Below are 17,564 nucleotides of genomic sequence, written 5' to 3' on the forward strand. Positions count from 1 at the left end.
ATGCCGCCTCTTGTGCTTGGCGCGGTGGCCCTGGGCGGGGCCGCCGTGGCGGCAGGCGGTTTGGCCGCCGCCTTTGCCGCAGGCGGGCTGATCGGGTTTGCTGCGAACTTTGGGGCCTCGATGCTCTTGTCGGGGGCCGCGCAGGCCTTGATGCCGACGCCATCGATGCCCTCTGGGACACTGCAGCCGCGCACGGTGAGCGTGCGCGAGCCCGTCATGGCGCGGGATATGGTCTATGGCCGGGTGCGCAAAGGCGGCGTGATCGTCTTTATCCACGAGACCGGGGACGATGACGCCTTTTTGCATCTGGTCATCGTCTTGGCCGCGCATCGCGTCAAATCCATTGGCGCCATCTACTTTGACGGGGAAATGGCCATTGATGCCACAGGGCAAGCCGTCGGCCGCTGGGAGGGCCAGGTCACGGTCGACAAGCGCTTGGGCGATACTGGGCAATCCGCCTTTCCCGGCCTGGTCGAGGAGGTCTCAGAGCATTGGACCACCGCACATCGGTTGGAGGGCTGTGCCGCACTCTATTTGCGGCTCAAGCATGACCGCGATGCCTTTCCGGGCGGGATCCCGGACATCGCGGCGGATATGGAGGGCAAGGACGACATTCTGGATCCGCGCACTGGCGATCGTGGCTACAGCGTAAACACCGCTTTGTGCCTTGCCGATTACATGGGGCACGCCACCTTTGGGCTTGGGGCGAAGATTGGCGCCGAGGACGGCATTGAGACCGAGCGCCTGATCGAGGCGGCCAATATCTGCGACGAGCCTGTCACCTTGGCTCTACGCGAGGGGCAAACCGAACCCGCGACCGAGCCGCGTTATACCTGCAACGGGGTTGTGACGCTCGATCAAACCCCGCAGACCATCATCGAGGCAATGCTCACGGCCATGGCCGGGCGCTGCGTCTGGCAAGGCGCGGCCTGGCGCATCCATGCGGGCGCCTACCGTGCGCCGGAGGTGACCTTGGGTGTGGAGGATCTGCGTGAAGGCGGGCTGGCGCTCACCACACGGCAAAGCCGGGCCACGATCTTTAACGGTGTGCGGGGCCAGTTCATCAGCCCCGATAATGACTGGCAGCCCGATGACTTCCCGGCCTATGGCTCTGCAGCTTATGTGGCCGAAGATGGTGGCGAGGAGATCTGGCACGATATCAACCTGCCCTTCACCATCTCGGCCTCGGCAGCGCAGCGGATTGCCAAGATCGAGCTGGAGCGCGCGCGACGCCAGCAGCTGGTCAAATGGTCGGGCACGCTCTCGGCCTGGAAGGCAGCGGCCGGCGATACAGTCGTGGTGGAGTATGCGCGCTGGGGCTTTGAGGACAAACCGTTTGAGGTGCAGTCCTCCCGGCTGGACCTGAGTGCGGTTGGCGAGGGCGTGATGCTGGTGCCGGAGCTGATTTTGCGCGAGACCTCGCCGCTCGTTTATGACTGGGAGGCCTCAGAAGAGCAGATCTACCAAGCCGCGCCACGGACGAATTTGCCCTCGGCCTTCCGCACCGCGACCCCGGGCGTGCCGGAACTGTCTGAAGCGCTCTATGTGACCCGTGATGGGGGCGGCTTGAAGGTGCTGATCACGGCAACCTGGGCGCCGGCGCCTTCGGCCTTTGTGGAGACCTATCAGATCGAGGCGCGCCGCAATGGCGGGGCTTGGGTGGAGTATGGCCGCCAATTGGGCACGCGGCTTGAGATCCGCGATGCCACGCCTGGAATGTGGGAGGTACGGGTGCAAGCGGTCTCTGCGCTTGGCGTGCGTTCCAACTGGCGCGCGCGTACCGCTGAAATCACCGGGCTGACGGATCCGCCGGTCGCACTTGAGGGGGTGACGCTGCAGACGGCGGGCGGCTTGGCGATTTTGAAATGGACCCGGGCTGCGGACCCGGATGTCCGGGTGGCCGGGAATATCGTCATCCGTCACAGCACGGACGCGGCCCCCAGCTGGGCCAACAGCTACTCGATGGACCGGGTGGCGGGCTCGGAGGCGATTGCGGTGGTGCCGCTCAAGCCAGGGACTTATCTGCTGCGCGCTGAGGACAGTGGTGGCCGGCTGGGGCCGGTGACCATGTTGTCCACCAAGGGCGCGCAGGCCTTGGCATTTGCGCCGGTGCAAAGCCTGCAGGCCGATGGCACCTTCCCGGGCAACAAGACCGGTCTGGCGGTGGTGGATGGCACGCTGCGCTTGGCCGCGGCGGAGGATGCAAACGGGGTGCCCTCTGTGGTGCAGGCCGAGGGGCTTTTTGAGTTCGGGGCTGGCATGGACTTTGGCGCGATGCGCCGGGTGCGCCTGCGCAGTGAAATCCGCCTTGGCGTGCTGGCCCTTGCGGACCGAATTGATGCGCGACTTGAGCCGATTGACACCTGGGCGAGTTTTGACGGCACGGAGGGGGCTGAGACCGACGTTGTGGTGGAAATCCGCGAGACCGATGATGACCCGGCCAGCGCGCCGGTCTGGTCGGAGTGGGGCCGGATCGACAATCATGAAATCGAGGCGCGTGCGATCGAGGCCCGGGCTTGGCTTAGAACGGCCGATGCCACCTACACGCCGGTCGTCTCACGCCTTCGACTACATGCAGATGAGGTGGCGTAATGGCGCAAACAACCAGCTATTTTATCGAAGATGACGCCGGCCTCGCTGTTCGGCTGCGGCTGAACGAGGTCTTGGCGGCGCTGCAATCGTGCAATGCGGGTGCCACGGCGCCCACCGGCACGCGGCCGGGCATGATTTGGTACGACACAAGCGGCGCAGCACCGGTTTTGCGCATCCGAAACGCCACCGATGAGGCCTGGGAGGAGCTCCTCGATGGCGGTGTTTACTGAGAACCCTTGCGATTTTGGGCGGTTTTATAAACCGTGCCCTTATAACGTTTGCCCACGGCAATGACGGTCACGGTAACGCTTGCCTCGTGCACTTCATAGACGAGGCGATAGCCCGCGCTGCGCAATTTGATTTTGTAGTGATGCTCCAAACCGTGCAGGCGATCTGCGGGAACATGTGGGCTGATCAGACGTTCGGCGAGCTTCTTTTTGAACTGTTGGCGCACCGGTGTGCCGAGTTTACGCCATTCTTTCAATGCGGATGGCAGAAACTGCAGTTCATAGCTCATCCAGGGTGACCTTGACCGGGGCCTCGGCAGCACACGCCTGCACAACATCTATCAAAGCGAGGTCATCCATACGCTCCATCATGGCCTCATAGTGCGCAGCCGGCACCATGTAGGCCATGACGCGGTTATGGTTGAGGACAGCAACCGGTTCCCCATCTGCCTGTTCCAGCACGCCGGTGGGACTTTTTTTGAGGTCAGACACGCTGACCGCGACATTTGCGTCTACGCGTTGCATGTGGGGCGCCCCTTCTTGAGTGCACTAAATATGGCTCCATAAATGATACCAATATTAGACTTGTCAAGCCATCAACCGTGCCGGCGCGCAAGCAAAGAGATCACCCATGCAAGATCCGAGTTTTATTGAAATGATCGACCGGCTGTTTGGCGGGGCGGTCACCACGCTGATCGGCGCCTTCACGGGGCGGCTGATGTATCACTCAGGCGAAGTGAAGCTGGGCAAGCGGCGGTTCTTTGGCAAGGAGCTGTTGTGGGAGATCCCGGTGGCCGTGGGCATGGCGCTGATTGGAGAGGCCGCCGCCAGCTATTTGGGTCTTGGCCAGCCGGCCTCGACCGGGTTGGTGGCCACGCTTGCTTATATGGGCCCCCGCGGCGCTGAGAGCCTGCTCGCGGCATGGCTTGGGCGCAAGGAGTAGCCACTTTAGCTGTTGCAGAGTCTGCAACACCTCAGACGACACACATCTGACCGACCAGCCGTCCTTTGGGGCGGCTTTTTTTATTGCAGGAGGCAGCCATGCAGATCAGCGATCTGATTTATGAGACCGCAAAAGCGGATGAGGGCGTTTGGGAATGGGCCGAAGGGGATAATCCGCGTATTCTGGCCTATTACAAGGACGCAGGTGTGCCCCAGACACGCGACGAGGTGCCCTGGTGCGCGGCTTTTGTCGGCGCGGTCCTGGCGCGCTGCGGGGTGCAAGGCACGGGATCGCTTTTGGCGCGCAGCTATGAGAGCTGGGGGCGCGCCATCCAGCTCGAAGAGGCGCGGCCAGGCGATGTGGTGGTCCTGTCGCGCGGCCAGCCGTGGCAGGGGCATGTGGCGTTCTTTGACAGCGCCGAGAGCGACGTCGTGCGCCTTCTGGGCGGCAATCAAGGCGATCAGGTCAATATCCGCGCCTATCCTAAGTCGCGCGTTGTTGCGGTGCGCCGCGCGGTGGAGCCCAGAGAGCTTCCTCCGCGCCGGCGTTCGGCGAAAGACAGCACCACGGTCCAGGCGACCACGGTTCAGGTGGCGGCCGCCGCCGGTGGTGCTTTGGAGGCGTTGCGATCGCTGGATGGCACGGCGCAAGTGATCGCGCTGGTCGTGGCGGGGCTGGTCATGGTCATGGCGGTCTGGATCGCGCGCGAACGGATCCGTCGGATCCTGGCAGGTGTGGGGTGAGCCTCTTCGGGATCAGCTTGGCGGGGATCCGGCGCCGCATTGTCTATGGCGCTGTGATCACCCTCATCGTTTTGGGCGCGGTAGGTGCGATTTGGCGGCATGGTCGGGCAGCGGGCGTTGCGCGGCTTGCGGTAAAACGCGCTGAGGCCCGTCTCCAGATTTTGAAACAAGCAGCGGAGGTGCGGCGCGATGTGGATGCGGAGGATGATGCTGGTGTTGCCGACCGCCTTGCTCGCTGGATGCGGGATTAGCCTCACTGCGGAGTGTGACTGGGCGGAACCTATCCGTCCGTCGCGGGCGGATGTTCTGACGCCCGGCACGCAGCGCCAGATCCTGTTCCATAACGCAACCGGCGCAGAGCTTTGCGGGTGGCAGCCATGAGGAGCGCGATACAAACCGGACCCACGATCTTGATTGGCTATGCCTATCACCTGCGCCTTGAGGCCACGGTCGGCAGCTTCCCGGAAGGCGCGCGCTTGACCGGGCATGTCCGCGCCACCGCCGCCGCGGAGGAGATCCTGGCCAGTCTGACTTCTGAGGCCGGCGAGCTGCTGCGCGTCTCAGATTACGCGCTTGATCTGCATATCCCTGCTGCGGCAACCGCGCGAATGCGGCCGGGGTCGGTGGTGCTTGATGTGGTGCGCAGGGATGTCGAGCCTGATCTGCATTTGGGCTTTGCCCTTGAGATCCCAGTGATCCTGCCCGTAACGCGGGGGCTTGCATGAGCACGCTTCATGACCAAACAGGGCCGATCGCTGTGACCGGGGCCATTCACGTCTCGGACCAACAGGGGCCCCTCCGTTTGCGCCTCGCCGGCCAGCCCGGACCGCAGGGTTCGGTTGGGCCGCAAGGTGAAAAAGGCGACCAGGGAGATCCCGGCGTCACCATTCTTCCAACAGATGCGCCAATTAACGGAGGGTTCTTCTAATGGCCAACACGATCCAATTTAAGCGCCGGGTCTCGGGCAATGCGGGCGCACCGGCCGCGCTCAAATCGGGCGAAGTCGCCCATAATGAGGTGGATGATACGCTCTACATCGGCAAGGGGGATGATGGCGCCGGCAACGCGACCGCCATCGCCGCGATCGGTGGCGCCGGGGCCTTCATGGCCAGGACCGGCACGCAGTCCATCGCCGGCAAGAAAACCTTTAGCACGGTGCCGGCGGCCGCGCAGGATGCCGCGGCCGGCACGGACCTGGTGCGCAAGGCGCAGCTTGATACGCTTCTGGGCGGCAAGGCGAATGCCAGCCACAGCCATGCCATCGGGCATGTGACGGGGCTGCAGACCGCGCTCGATGGCAAGGCGGACACAAGCCACAATCACACCGCCAGCGAGATCAGCGACAGCACGCTTGCCGGTCGCGCGATTCTCAAGGCGGCCGATGTGGCCGCGCAGCGGACCGCTCTCGGCTTGGGCACGGCAGCCTTGCTGAGCAGCACAGCTTTTGCCGCGGCCGCGCATGGCCACGCCATCTCCGATGTGTCGGGGCTGCAGACGGCGCTGAATTCCAAGGCGTCACTGGCCTCGCCTGCTCTGACCGGAACGCCATCCGCGCCGACAGCAGCCGGTGGCACCAATAGCACGCAGCTGGCCACCACCGCCTTTGTGCAGAATGAGATTGCCAGCTTCGGCGCTGGCGACATGCAGACGTCGATCTATGACACGGATGATGATGGCAAGGTGGACGCGGCCGAGGTGGCTGACGCGGTGGCCTGGAGCGGGGTGACCGGCAAACCGTCGGCGTTTACGCCCTCTGCGCATGGGCATTCGATCTCGGATGTGACGGGGCTTCAAGGCGCGCTTGATGGAAAGGCCCCGCTGTCCTCCCCTACCCTCACCGGCACGCCGACAGCGCCCACCGCCGCGGGCGGCACGAGCAACACGCAGATTGCCACGACGGCCTTTGTCTCGGCCGCCATTGCGGCACTGATCGATGCGGCTCCTGGGGCCATGGACACGTTCAATGAGCTGGCCGCAGCGCTTGGCGATGATCCGGATTTTGCGACCACGGTCACCAATGTTCTGGCCGGCAAGCTTGAGAAATCCTCAAACCTTGCGGATCTGACCAATGCGGCGACGGCGCGCTCGAACCTTGGGCTTGGGGCGATGGCCACGCAGGCGTCGAGCCATGTGTCGATCACTGGCGGGTCGATCACCGGCATCGCGCTCGATGGCGGGACCTTCTGATCCCGCCCCCCCGGTCGATGGCGTTGTCAGGGTCAGTTGAGGCCACATTAGCCGTCTCTCGCCTCTGGCGCGCACGCAATTACGCCCAAGGTGATCCCTGAACCGCCTTGACTAGCCAAAAAATGAGGAGGCCCCTATGGCTTTGAAACTGCGGCGCTCGGCTGTGGCCGGGAAAGTGCCCACCACAGCCCAGCTTGAGCTTGGAGAGCTGGCCGTAAACACCCACGACGGCCGTCTCTTCTTGAAACAAGATGATGGCACCGAGCAGATCGTGGAGCTGGGCGGCAAATGGGGGGGCTTTACCGCTGAGGCCTCTGGGACCACCTTGACCTTCCGCTATAACGGCACAGACGTGATGACGCTCGATAGCGCTGGCAACCTGACCGTGCTTGGGGATGTCACCGCCTTTGGGAGCCCGTGACCCATGGCGCTTGCACTGGCAGGTCCGCTCTCACTGAGCCAGGTCAACACCGAACTGGGCCGTGCGGCGGGCGCCACGATCTCACTGGGGGAGGCGGAGGTACGCGGGCTCGCGGGGCTTGCCACGGGTGTGATCGGGCTCGGCGCCCTACGCGGCAAATCTGCCCAGTTCACCCATGTGATCACCAGCCATCAGCAGGAGTTGGACCTGCACGCCTACCTGCTAGCGCAGGGCTGGGATGGGGTAAGCCAGGTAGAGGTAACGGTGGCCACGGGCATTTACATCTGGTCTGACACCACCGCACAGCCAGCTCTCGACATGGGCGGGGCCTTCCCGGGCGGGCTGACGCTGGTCAACCGAGGCTTCATCATGGGCAAGGGCGGCGACGGTGGCTACCAGCTTGCTGACCGCACCAGCTCTGTTGCGCCAACATCAGGCGGGCCGGCGATCGGTCTGACCGGCCCGATCACCATCGACAACAGCACCGGGTATATTGGTGGCGGCGGCGGTGGGGGCGGCGCCCAGACCGGCAGTCCTATCGTGATCTCAGCCACCTCCGTGCACAGCCCCGGTGGCGGTGGCGCTGGCGGGGGGCGTGGCGGGCCCATGCCCTATGGCGACACCGATAGCCTCGTGCTGAGCGCCTTTGGCCCGGGCGGGGCGATCGGTCAGCCGGGATCCGTGGCGACAGGTTCGAACAATTGGGCCGACGCGACCCTTCCCAGCCATGGCGGCGCAGGTGGGGCGAGCGGAGCGGGGGCGCAAGACGGCAGCGGTCTTTGAGGAGGATAAGACATGGGAGATGGCGGTGGAAGTTCCGGACCGTTCAAGATTGGCGGCCTGTCGGGGCAAGGTGGCGGGCGCATACTGCCCGGCAGCGGTGGCGGTATTGGGGAGCTGATCCTGAGCACCCCCAGGGTTGACATCGATCAACAGGTGGTGCCGGGCGCGCCGGACAGACGTCCATCACCGCCCTTTGGCTCTCCCTTTGATACGATCTTTGCCGCACCCGGTGGCGGGCCCGGACAGCCCGGCAAAGGGGATACCTTCACGATCTATGTCAGAGACGCTGGAGGGGGGAACGATAACCCTGAAAGACCCTTTGCCGGCGGTGGGGGCGGATGGGGCGCCGCAGGAGGTGCGGGCACGCAGACCCTTGATGACCTTACGGTGCAGCAAGGTGGTAACCCCGGCGCCGCGGGGGGCAAGGCGATCAAGACAAATGGGCATGCCGTCACCTGGCTGGGTGGATCGGATCGGGCCTACGGAGCCATCGGATGAAAGTCTCCATGCAGATGTTGAGAGATCTGGGCGTATGTGACGGGGCCAATGCGTATATTGGCGCCTGGTTTGCGGCCAATGACGTTGAGGTCATTGAGTACGCGGTCGCCCTGCAAACCCTCCTTGACCACCAAGAGGCCGGGCAATCGTGGATCGATGCAAACTACGCAGGCACGGCGCATAGCGACTATGCCGGGTGGGTGACGTGGATGCGGGCGCTTGCCACGCGCCCGGACGCCATCACATACTTCGGCGATCATATCCTAGAGGATCTGTTCCGCACGGGGGATGGACAGCTACACGAGACGCTGGCGGCGGCCTGCGCGCATGATCAAAGCCGCTTCGCAGCACTGCGACGGGATCATGCGGCGGCGCGCGTGATCAATGGGGTGCGGTTCGGCGAGGGTGGGTCAGAGACCTGGGAGGTGGTTGATCCAGCCCGTGATGATCTCGCGGGTTTTGATGCCTTTGTCTGGCATGACAGCGCCACCGGGTTGAACCACAGGACCCAGAGCGCCACTGAGGCCATCGCCTTTGATGCCGCCCAGGCGAAAACACTCGATGCCATCGACGCGGCCCAGCGCGCGGCGCCGATTGAGCAGAGGATCACAGATGAAAGTGGGGCATTCCGCGTTTGGGTTGCGGTCGGCAAGGGCGGATGAAGAGCCCGACGGGAATGTCCGTGTGAAGGGGGTGAAATGGGAAGGCTTGCACGGGCACCGTAGATGGGATGAAATGCTACCCACAAAAAAGCCCCCATCGCCTTACAGGTAGCGACAGGGGCCAGTTGAAGGAAGTGTTCAAAGATACCTGAACGCGCCAAGAATTAAGGCCCGGTGACGCAGGGTCAAGCTTCGCAGGACACTGATGATCGCAGCTTATTGAAAAACGCCCCCTAACCAGACAAACGCAAGGCGCGCCGATTAGGGGGCAGTTGTTGGAACTGCTCAGCCGTACCCGAGCTACAAACAGTTAGGTTTGCCTCAGGTCAGGTCAAGCTGGACCAGCTTGCTCAACTTAGCAATCGGTCTGGTGAAAAACGCCCCCAAACCAGGCCAACGCAAGGCGTGGTGGTCAGGGGGCAGTTGGAGCGTGTGAAACCTAGTCACGAGTGTCAGACGTAGAGGCTGCGCTCAGACAGAGAAGGAAAACGCCCGACTGATGCCTGGAAAAACTGCAACTTGTTGCGGGAATGACTCACGTCAGCTGCTGCCTGCTGCATTTGCTGCCGTCTCCGTCTAAGAACCCAGCGGAAACGATTAGCCGGACAAGGTGCGACATGACTGATCTTATCGACTACGAGGCGCTGGACGCATAGCGGCTCGCCCCAAACAACACCTTTCTAATAGCCGACGCCTTCCTGGCCATCTCGCTGCCGGCCAAAGTAAAGTGGCGGCTTATTTCCGGGTCTTTGGCTAAAAGCGCGCCATAAATATTGTCTCCGGGCATTTGACTCGACCCCATTGCAACCTGCCCAACAAAGGAAAAAATCCCCGGCTTTTCCTTGGTTTTCAGGGGGATGGGCTGGAATTTTTCCGACCTCTATAAAAAAGGAGCGGCGCGTGCCCGGAGTCCGGGTCCCTGGGCCTGTCTGTGCCAGCTAGGCTGAGAGTGCAGCCGAGGCGTCGGATGTTATGGCGACAAGGTTCAATACCAATACTTGCGGTCATACGTTTCTGCCAACCGACTACGCGGAAGGTGCCGGTTTCGCGTAGCGTGTAGGCAGGCGCGGACGCCGCTCGGCCGCGCCCCCTGCCCCGCCAGACGACTAACTGGAAGCAGACTCAGGACTCCGCGTCACCGCTCAGCGCAGGTGGATGAATTCGAATTCCAGGGGCGTCATCAGGCGTGCCGATAAATTCGATGCCTTCTCTTTCCAAGCAGTCCTTGAGGGTCCCAATAGTCGCCGCACTCGAAGAAGGAACGTTATCCGATGCCTCAATACGCTTAAGAGTTCGAACCGAGACGCCGGTCCTGTCTGATAGCTCTTTGACAGACAGCCGAAGTGCAAAGCGCGCTATGCGAATTTGATTGCCTGTAAGCATTGAACTCTCGAATTATTGGCCCTATAGTGCCATTTATGGCATATATGGAAAGCCCCAGAGCACCGGACTGGCGGTCTGAGTTTGAGCGTCTCGAAGGCGCCTATGCCCCCGGGACAATGCGCTCATACTATTCGGACGTGCAGGCTTTTGTCGACTGGTGCGAGAGCCGTGGGCAGGCCCCCTTCCCCTCCGATGTCGAGACGGTCTGCGCCTTCATCGAGGCGCAGGGCAAAGAAAAGGCGGCGTCGACCGTGCGACGCCGCCTCTATGCGATACGGAAGGTCCACCGCCTGTTGCGGCTACCGGATCCCACTTACGACGAAGATATCAATCTCTCCCTCCGCCGCGTTAGGCGCGCCAAGCTGACCCGTCCACGCCAGGCAAAGGGCCTCACCCGGGATTTCCTGGACCGGTTCATTGCGGGCGAACCCGACACGCCCTGGGGGCTTCGCAACAAGGCCATGCTGCGGCTCGGTTACGAGTTGCTGACGCGCCGATCCGAGCTCGTGGCCTTGCGGAGCGAGGATATTTCTCCGCGCTATGACGGGACGCTCCAAGTGATCGTCCGGCGCAGCAAGTCGGACCCGTTCGGGCAAGGTCGGCTGGCCTTTACCTCCCGGCGTACTGCGGCGCTTGTCGAGGCCTGGCTCGACTGGCGCGGGCCGCATATTTCCTGGCTGTTCTGCCCCATCTATCAAGGAAAGGCGATCGAGCGCGATCTAAGCACCACCACCGTCAAGCGCATGATCAAGACTGCCGCGAAACGCGAAGGACTCGATCCGGAAACCATCGGAGAATTCAGCGGGCACTCGCTCCGTGTCGGCGCTGCGCAGGATCTCCTGAAGATGGGGCACGACACGGCGGCGATCATGCGCGCCGGCGGCTGGAAATCCATCAACGTCCTGGCGCGCTACCTCGAACAGGCTGAGCACAATGTCTGGGCCTGAATTCGGTTCCTAGGCAGCCAAGTCTTGCGCCCATACCTCTCGAGATACGCGATGATGCGTTAAACGACAAAACCAAAAATTGCCGGCATTCCAGAAGAAACCATCCGCGCACAGCATTTGCGCGCCAATTTCCGCAAAGTTTTCCAGATTAATCGTTTCAAGCGAACCAAGATGGAGCTGGCCTTAGTCGAGCACAGTAAATTACCTAAAACCTCCGCTAGACCCAAATTTTAAGGTCGGGAAAAGGAACCCCCAAACGAACCCCAAAGAATTTCCAACAAAAATACTGAACCAATGCAAACAAAGTTTCTCTGAATACATAAACCTAAAGACGCTCACCCCGTATACTACCAATCACCACTAAAGAAAATGACAAAAAAATTTTTTACAAAACCGAATTTGAAAGACCGCTACAACGAAAACTGGATAATGAACTATGACTCTAAAAATCGTTTTAGGCTCTTTAAAAAAACGATATAGAAATCTAACGTTATACCTTACAACAACAGCCGGATAATAATTTCCATCCTCCGCTTTCGCCGTTTGACTAATAAAACCACCGCAAGTAACAATACTACAAGCCAAAGACGATGATCCGCCAAAGCCTCTGTGAATCTCCAAAATTTCTTTTTCCTGCTTCGGGCTTCCAAGCCCAAGTAAAACAAATGCATTTCGATCTCTCAAAAATTCTTTGAGCTTAACCTTATAAAATCTTGCGTCATAGCCGGAAAATGCCCCAGAAACAGAAATCCCTGGAAACCTTTCCTCGATTACACTCGTAAAAGTCCTGACATCACTATCAGTACCACCGCAGAAAACAAAATCCCAGTCACCATTGCGCCCAAATTCGAAAACATCTAATGCAACCCCTGAAAAATCAAAGTTTAGCACCTCAATTTTTTCCAGTGCGCCAGCAGAAGAGTAGACAACATCAAGAACCTTCTTTGAGAAAAGACTATCAACAACAAAAAAATGGCGATCCAATTTGGCTAAGTCCTTTAAGCCAGGAAAAGAAAGAACAAAAGGATTAATATAAGAAACAGAATAGCCGCCAGCCTCAATTTTTTCAAAGAAATCGGATCGACTTCGAATTAATTTATTTCGATTTAAAATTTCTTGTAAATTGCTGCGTATGATATCAAGATTCTTCAATCTGAAAAGCCCTCTGAAAGGATTACGTCTTTTTTCTCAAAAGAAATTCATTTCAGCCAACGTCACTCCAAACTCTCATGTAAACGCTTTTGGCGATTGTGATTCCCTGATCTGGGTAAGGCGTGCAAAACAAAAATAAGGCCAAGTGCGGCCACCACCATCAGTTTGGGACGTGAAAAACCCGCTGAAATATTGCAATAGATTAACAAGAAACTTAGCCAATAACACGAAATACCTGCAGCAGACAATGCACTTTGGGTAGCCCTATTGCGAAAAGCGCTCGAATAGCAGCCAATGCCCCAAGCGACAAACAAAAAATAGATAAAAAAAGCTACTACCCCCAATCTAGAAGCAGCCCCAATGGTCTCCACTTCGTGAAACGGCATCTGTGAATCTGGCGCCAAACCCAAAATCCATTCCGCGGGCCTAGCTGAAAAATAATTTGAGAATTCCATGTATCTGTAAGATTTACTAAGAAAAAACTCTAAGCTATCAGAATTTCTTAGCAAATAAATATCATCAATCATATCTTTAATTTCGTTTTGAAAAACAATCGCGAGCGTGATTGCAATAGCCGATATGAAGGCAACTACTCTTTTTGAAGCGAATGGGATGTAAAGAATAAGGCCGAAGAAAAAGGTCAAAAATGCCGCTCTAGATTGCGTTAGGAAAAGAAAATAAACCAATACAGTCAGCAGAACCCAACGCGACCAAATATTTTTATATATTAGCTTAAGTGAAAAAATGGCAAATACAAGCACAAGTCCGAGGTCTCCAGGATATGAAAACAATCCCGATAGGCGATTATAATGTACTGTATGAATTCCGCCAAAATCTCCCCGCGCCTTATAAAAATTTATAATATCTGGGAAAAACTGAGTCCTAGAAAATATGTCTATAATTGAAAACAAAACGACCGCGATGACAATAAATCGTACAAAGTTGATCCAGCGACCTATGTCAAAATAATTGTCTTTTATGAAAAAACTTTTCATTGCAAAATATAGCCCCAGAAATAATAAAATTCGAATAATATATTGAATTGAGTCAAATTGAGCGACCCAATCTGGGTAATAGAATCCCCGCAGCAAAATCAACGCAAAAAGAAAAAGGAACGTTAAAGCGAAGGAAATACTCACCGATATATAATTCCGATTATTAAAAGATTTCCGACTCCCCGTAGAAATCAAAAATAGGGTCAAGTACAGAAAGGCTGGAAAAATGACCAAAACCGAGAGCGGATAAACGTGCAACCCTGGAATAAATATGCCCGAGCTAATAAGAAGTATTGGTAATTTAGCTACTCCAATCCGCATGGTATAAATCTTCCTGATTCCAGTCAGGACCGATTGATTTCTGCTATCTGGCTCACCAACTGAAAGCCGAGCAGTGAACATGGCTGATCTCTTCTGGCTGTCGCACGCGCAGATGTGTCGTCTAGGGCCCTATTTTCGAAGTCCAACAGCATGCCGTACGTCGATGATCGCCGCCTGCTGAGCAGGGTTTCCTCGAAAATCGCATGGAGTTCCATTACTATAACGCGCCTGCAGAATTCGGCCCATATAAGACCATCTATAACCGTTGGTAACCGTGGGGGTGAATCGCAGAACCCTACTGGTTTGAGAGAGGCCGCGAACATGGCATCTTCGCGCAGACCATGAACAACTTGGGCACTGACCGGGGACTGGGGTATGTTCACTCAAGACCTCATTGAAAGTTACCGATAGGCCAGCGAGGCTAAGATTTTTTCCGATGTCCCGTAAGCGGGCTCACCTCACTTTCGTGAAACCTTTTGCAGAAAGTGAGCCCCTTACTAAAATCCTCACGCCAAAAGGTTACCATTCCTTTCGCTTGGGTGCCAGAACTACAGAGAAAAGAGTCAAAATAATCATCAGGCTGTGGGCAACGAAAAGGATAGGAAAAGGGTCACTCGACCACAAAACCAAAAATATAGCACACATTTTTATTAATATCAGACCGAAAATCAGCGAAATTGGCTGACTTGTATTCCCTTTAGTAGCCACAATTACAGCGCCACTTCCACTTACACAAAAAGAAATCGCAAGCACTAAAATCCATAAAAAAGAAATGCTTGAGTCGATGAAGGAAAAAAGATGCCCAAGAAACAAGGCGGCCATCACAACCATAAATGTGAATAGCGCTGAGCCCGCCCACCTCTGGATTAAAATAATAACTTCATTACGTCTTTGTTTTTCATTTCTTTCAATTTGTTCAAGTCGGGAAAACCATGGTAGGATTGCTTGTATAATTATGCTTGAAACAAGTGGCCCAAGCAAAAGTATCCTATAAAAGTTCAAGTCCGAGACTGTTCCAACGTCTGCTAGCTTATACTGTGGAATATTCACAAAAGACACTGAAGTAAGTGAGTTAACCCAATACATTACACTTTCGCGAACAATACTTATCTTTATCGACCCTCTGCATCTCTTAAAAGACGTTGAAGTTTTGAAAAGCTCAAGACCGATAACGATCCAAAAACCTACACATAAAAAAAATACAACATGGCTCAACGCTAATTCAAGTTTTGCGCCATAAATTAAGAGCGCACATAACAAGACATGAAACAAGCGCACGATAATGCCAAAATTAATTGAAAAAATTGAAATATTTCTTGTGGCCAAGTGTTTATGAAAAATCAGGTCACCAAGTCCAAGCGTTCCACCAAGCATGATAGCCAAATTTACCACATTATTTCCCAAATAAATCACTTGAATAATCAATGCAATGAGTATTGTTCCAATAAGTAAAATTGAATAACTGCACAGCTCAGAAACAGCATTTGAAAATTGCTTTATACTATCCATTTTTCCAGAATAATAAAATAGGAGGCGCTGACGACCTCCGAAAGTTACAAAAGCTGAAATAATTTGCGCCAGGCTGAATACCTTTACGAAATCGAAAGCGAGATCTCTGGGAAATGTATTTACAAAGATAAGAATATAGATAAATGAAAAACTAGACATCAGACTTCGAATAAGAAAATTTAATAGCATCGTTAAACGAACCTTAATGGTATCAGACTTCGATTCCAAAGTTATCTAAAAGATAATCGCGATCCTTCTCATAGTATTTTTGCAACTCCAATAGATCATCGCTATTTCGCAAATTATTCGAAAACTCAAGTGGTTGATTAACGGTATTTAACCTTGATAAGAGAAACCGCAACCTTCGAGATTTATCGCGCCCAAGAATCTTTTTTATTATTTCCTTGCCAATACCGTTACGTGCTAAAAGCCGCGATAAAAATAAGCTACGTGGGCTGCTTGTAACATTTTTTTCAGAGTTTCCCGCTTCAAGGATATCTTTAGTCTGATCATCAACTTGGAGAAACGCCTGAACTTTTCTAAGTGTTTCGTGTGGCGCCTGCTTCAAGTCAATATCTCGTAAAACTAAGACGTTTTCATTCGAAAAATATTTTTGAACTATGGTGAATATTCGCGAATATTCACCATCACCAACATATTGGTCCCATTCATCATGGTCATGAAATCCATTTTTCATTTGATCCTTGATTATTTTGAAAAATGCGGCACTTTCGTGCCCCGTTCTATACCGATGAAGATAGTGTGAGATTGCTCTATCGACAGGGTTTCGTACGAGTATAATTATTCGAGGTGTCAAATTATGAAAATGATAGTAATCGTGAAGACGCTTCAAATATATCTCCCTACGTATGTAGGCTGGAGTGGCATCAATATTGACTTTGAGCTTTGGTCCAAAAATTTTGTGATAGTAGTCGTAACCGCGATCTACACATTCATTTACATCGAAAAAGTGAACCTCCTTTCCTTTGGCGATTTTTATTTCACTATGCCGACCCAAATATTCAGCAAGTGTTGTTGTTCCACACTTGGCTACGCCAATTATATGCGTATTGATCATTTTTCTCCTCTCAACGCTCCAGCATTACTCACTTCTCGCCAAAATTTCCGATGGTAAACATCGTCAGAAAATAGTTTCTGTGAAATTCTTGAGATTTGCTGTAATTTATAATTGTTTACGGTGAGTGGAGTGCTGATTTTCTTTTCAACCCAAGTTTGCGTTAACACTATACCCAATTGGTGGCGATCAATGAACCGTGCAATCTTGTCGCGATAAGGACAGAGGTATATGATTGGTCTGCCAAATGCCAATAACTCGTAAAATTTCGATGGTATAAAACTGTCTGGAAAGCTATTTATCAATACATTGGCTCCGGCAGCGAGCTGCATCGCATAGGCGTCCTTTTTTGAAACTGGGGGATACTTTTTAATTCGGCTCGAGCTTGGAGTTTCTGTAATATTGATCTCGCACCCAACCCAAATTATTTTTTTATTTACAGCAAGGGATAGTTTGTTGAGCCCTTCTTTATAAAATTCATCGTATATGTTACCAAAATAACAAATTCGATGCTCGAATTTCTTATTTTTGTTCTGAAAAATGTAATTTGAACTTACGCCGTATTGAGGAGTAAATTCTAACTTACTTTTTAGTATAAATCTTTCAATACCGCATATGTTTAATCCATTTCTGGCTAGAATTATTTTCGCGCAAAGCCGAGCAACTACGGTAAATAATAAATCCATTGACTTGTTTTTGAGGCCTTTTCTGAACCTCCAGTCGCAAATTGGATCACGGAGTTCGATAACTTTTGGCATAAGTGGCAATAGAAGCAGAAAAATAATATTTCTACGGGGCGCTACCTGCGCAACCACAATATCGTTTTTTTTTATCGCTCGGATGGCTTTAATTATTGAGCCTTGCTCGATCCGTACTTCCACGACATCTAGGCCAATATTTTGTCCAAATTTCTTAATCGCGATGTTTCTTTCATTTCGGTTTATTGTTGATTTTGGGTCTGATATTATGAATATTTTTCTGTTTTTATTGCCTTCTCTATTTTGCTCTATCGCACTTGTTCGGATTTTCATTTTTTGTAAGATCATTGAAATTTTTTCTGTCTAGTTTTTTTGGCAGTTTGCATTTTTTAGAAAGCGACTTTTAAGTTTAGCGGAGCGCGATTTTA

General features: G+C 54.5%; 19 protein-coding genes. 12 read left to right on the forward strand and 7 right to left on the reverse strand.

The genetic code is table 11. The annotated features are described in order from the left end of the window. Complete coding sequence (locus tag DFK10_RS13200; protein ID WP_109389507.1) at positions 1-2,592, forward strand: phage tail protein; 2,592 nt, start codon at positions 1-3, stop codon at positions 2,590-2,592. Continuing rightward, positions 2,592-2,822, forward strand: a complete 231-nt coding sequence (locus DFK10_RS13205; protein ID WP_109389508.1) for a hypothetical protein — start codon at positions 2,592-2,594, stop codon at positions 2,820-2,822. Before DFK10_RS13200 ends, DFK10_RS13205 begins: the two co-directional genes overlap by 1 nt. Here the strand turns inward: DFK10_RS13205 and DFK10_RS13210 are convergent. Both DFK10_RS13210 and DFK10_RS13215 read right to left on the reverse strand, forming a co-directional pair. Continuing rightward, positions 2,816-3,109 carry a type II toxin-antitoxin system RelE family toxin gene (locus DFK10_RS13210; protein ID WP_109389509.1) on the reverse strand — a complete coding sequence of 98 codons (294 nt, stop codon included), beginning with the start codon at positions 3,107-3,109 and terminating at the stop codon, positions 2,816-2,818. The genes DFK10_RS13205 and DFK10_RS13210 overlap by 7 nt on opposite strands. After that, complete coding sequence (locus DFK10_RS13215) at positions 3,099-3,344, reverse strand: type II toxin-antitoxin system Phd/YefM family antitoxin (RefSeq protein WP_109389510.1); 246 nt, start codon at positions 3,342-3,344, stop codon at positions 3,099-3,101. Before DFK10_RS13215 ends, DFK10_RS13210 begins: the two co-directional genes overlap by 11 nt. Positions 3,345-3,450: 106 nt before the next feature. Between DFK10_RS13215 and DFK10_RS13220 the strand changes: the two genes are divergently transcribed. From DFK10_RS13220 to DFK10_RS13270, 10 genes are all read left to right on the forward strand, one after another. Continuing rightward, positions 3,451-3,762, forward strand: coding sequence for a phage holin family protein (locus tag DFK10_RS13220; protein WP_109389511.1), 312 nt, complete (start codon positions 3,451-3,453; stop codon positions 3,760-3,762). A 98-nt stretch (positions 3,763-3,860) separates the two neighbouring features. Further along, on the forward strand, positions 3,861-4,505 hold the full coding sequence (locus tag DFK10_RS13225) for a TIGR02594 family protein (protein ID WP_109389512.1): 645 nt from the start codon (positions 3,861-3,863) through the stop codon (positions 4,503-4,505). A 53-nt stretch (positions 4,506-4,558) separates the two neighbouring features. Then, positions 4,559-4,756: a hypothetical protein gene (locus DFK10_RS16525; protein WP_217810151.1), complete on the forward strand. Its 198-nt coding sequence runs from the start codon at positions 4,559-4,561 to the stop codon at positions 4,754-4,756. A 126-nt stretch (positions 4,757-4,882) separates the two neighbouring features. Continuing rightward, positions 4,883-5,230, forward strand: a complete 348-nt coding sequence (locus tag DFK10_RS13235) for a hypothetical protein (protein ID WP_109389514.1) — start codon at positions 4,883-4,885, stop codon at positions 5,228-5,230. Between the two features lie 202 nt (positions 5,231-5,432). After that, positions 5,433-6,692, forward strand: a complete 1,260-nt coding sequence (locus tag DFK10_RS13245) for a phage tail fiber repeat family protein (protein WP_109389516.1) — start codon at positions 5,433-5,435, stop codon at positions 6,690-6,692. 136 nt (positions 6,693-6,828) lie between these two features. Then, positions 6,829-7,113: a hypothetical protein gene (locus DFK10_RS13250; protein WP_109389517.1), complete on the forward strand. Its 285-nt coding sequence runs from the start codon at positions 6,829-6,831 to the stop codon at positions 7,111-7,113. 3 nt (positions 7,114-7,116) lie between these two features. Then, positions 7,117-7,896: a hypothetical protein gene (locus tag DFK10_RS16290; RefSeq protein ID WP_146193267.1), complete on the forward strand. Its 780-nt coding sequence runs from the start codon at positions 7,117-7,119 to the stop codon at positions 7,894-7,896. A 12-nt stretch (positions 7,897-7,908) separates the two neighbouring features. After that, a complete protein-coding gene (locus DFK10_RS13260; RefSeq protein ID WP_109389519.1) occupies positions 7,909-8,394 on the forward strand; it encodes a hypothetical protein in 486 nt (161 codons plus the stop codon). Then, positions 8,391-9,056, forward strand: a complete 666-nt coding sequence (locus tag DFK10_RS13265) for a hypothetical protein (protein ID WP_109389520.1) — start codon at positions 8,391-8,393, stop codon at positions 9,054-9,056. Before DFK10_RS13260 ends, DFK10_RS13265 begins: the two co-directional genes overlap by 4 nt. Before the next feature lie 1,418 nt (positions 9,057-10,474). Next, the gene (locus DFK10_RS13270; RefSeq protein WP_109389521.1) at positions 10,475-11,386 is read left to right on the forward strand and encodes a tyrosine-type recombinase/integrase; all 912 of its coding nucleotides are present in this window, start codon (positions 10,475-10,477) and stop codon (positions 11,384-11,386) included. Between the two features lie 360 nt (positions 11,387-11,746). Here the strand turns inward: DFK10_RS13270 and DFK10_RS13275 are convergent, their stop codons facing one another. The 5 genes from DFK10_RS13275 to DFK10_RS16305 form a co-directional block, all read right to left on the reverse strand. Further along, entirely contained in the window at positions 11,747-12,538 is a 792-nt protein-coding gene (locus DFK10_RS13275) for a WecB/TagA/CpsF family glycosyltransferase (RefSeq protein WP_109389522.1), read from the reverse strand. A gap of 62 nt (positions 12,539-12,600) precedes the next feature. Next, on the reverse strand, positions 12,601-13,935 hold the full coding sequence (locus tag DFK10_RS16295) for a hypothetical protein (RefSeq protein ID WP_146193268.1): 1,335 nt from the start codon (positions 13,933-13,935) through the stop codon (positions 12,601-12,603). A 438-nt stretch (positions 13,936-14,373) separates the two neighbouring features. Beyond that, the gene (locus DFK10_RS16300; protein ID WP_146193269.1) at positions 14,374-15,522 is read right to left on the reverse strand and encodes a hypothetical protein; all 1,149 of its coding nucleotides are present in this window, start codon (positions 15,520-15,522) and stop codon (positions 14,374-14,376) included. A gap of 52 nt (positions 15,523-15,574) precedes the next feature. After that, positions 15,575-16,441: a sulfotransferase domain-containing protein gene (locus tag DFK10_RS13280; protein ID WP_109389523.1), complete on the reverse strand. Its 867-nt coding sequence runs from the start codon at positions 16,439-16,441 to the stop codon at positions 15,575-15,577. Next, positions 16,438-17,469 carry a glycosyltransferase family protein gene (locus DFK10_RS16305; protein ID WP_146193270.1) on the reverse strand — a complete coding sequence of 344 codons (1,032 nt, stop codon included), beginning with the start codon at positions 17,467-17,469 and terminating at the stop codon, positions 16,438-16,440. Before DFK10_RS16305 ends, DFK10_RS13280 begins: the two co-directional genes overlap by 4 nt. Positions 17,470-17,564: the final 95 nt, after the last annotated feature.

Origin of the sequence: Salibaculum griseiflavum, assembly GCF_003129565.1 — a bacterium.
In the GTDB taxonomy this organism is placed as follows: domain Bacteria; phylum Pseudomonadota; class Alphaproteobacteria; order Rhodobacterales; family Rhodobacteraceae; genus Salibaculum; species Salibaculum griseiflavum.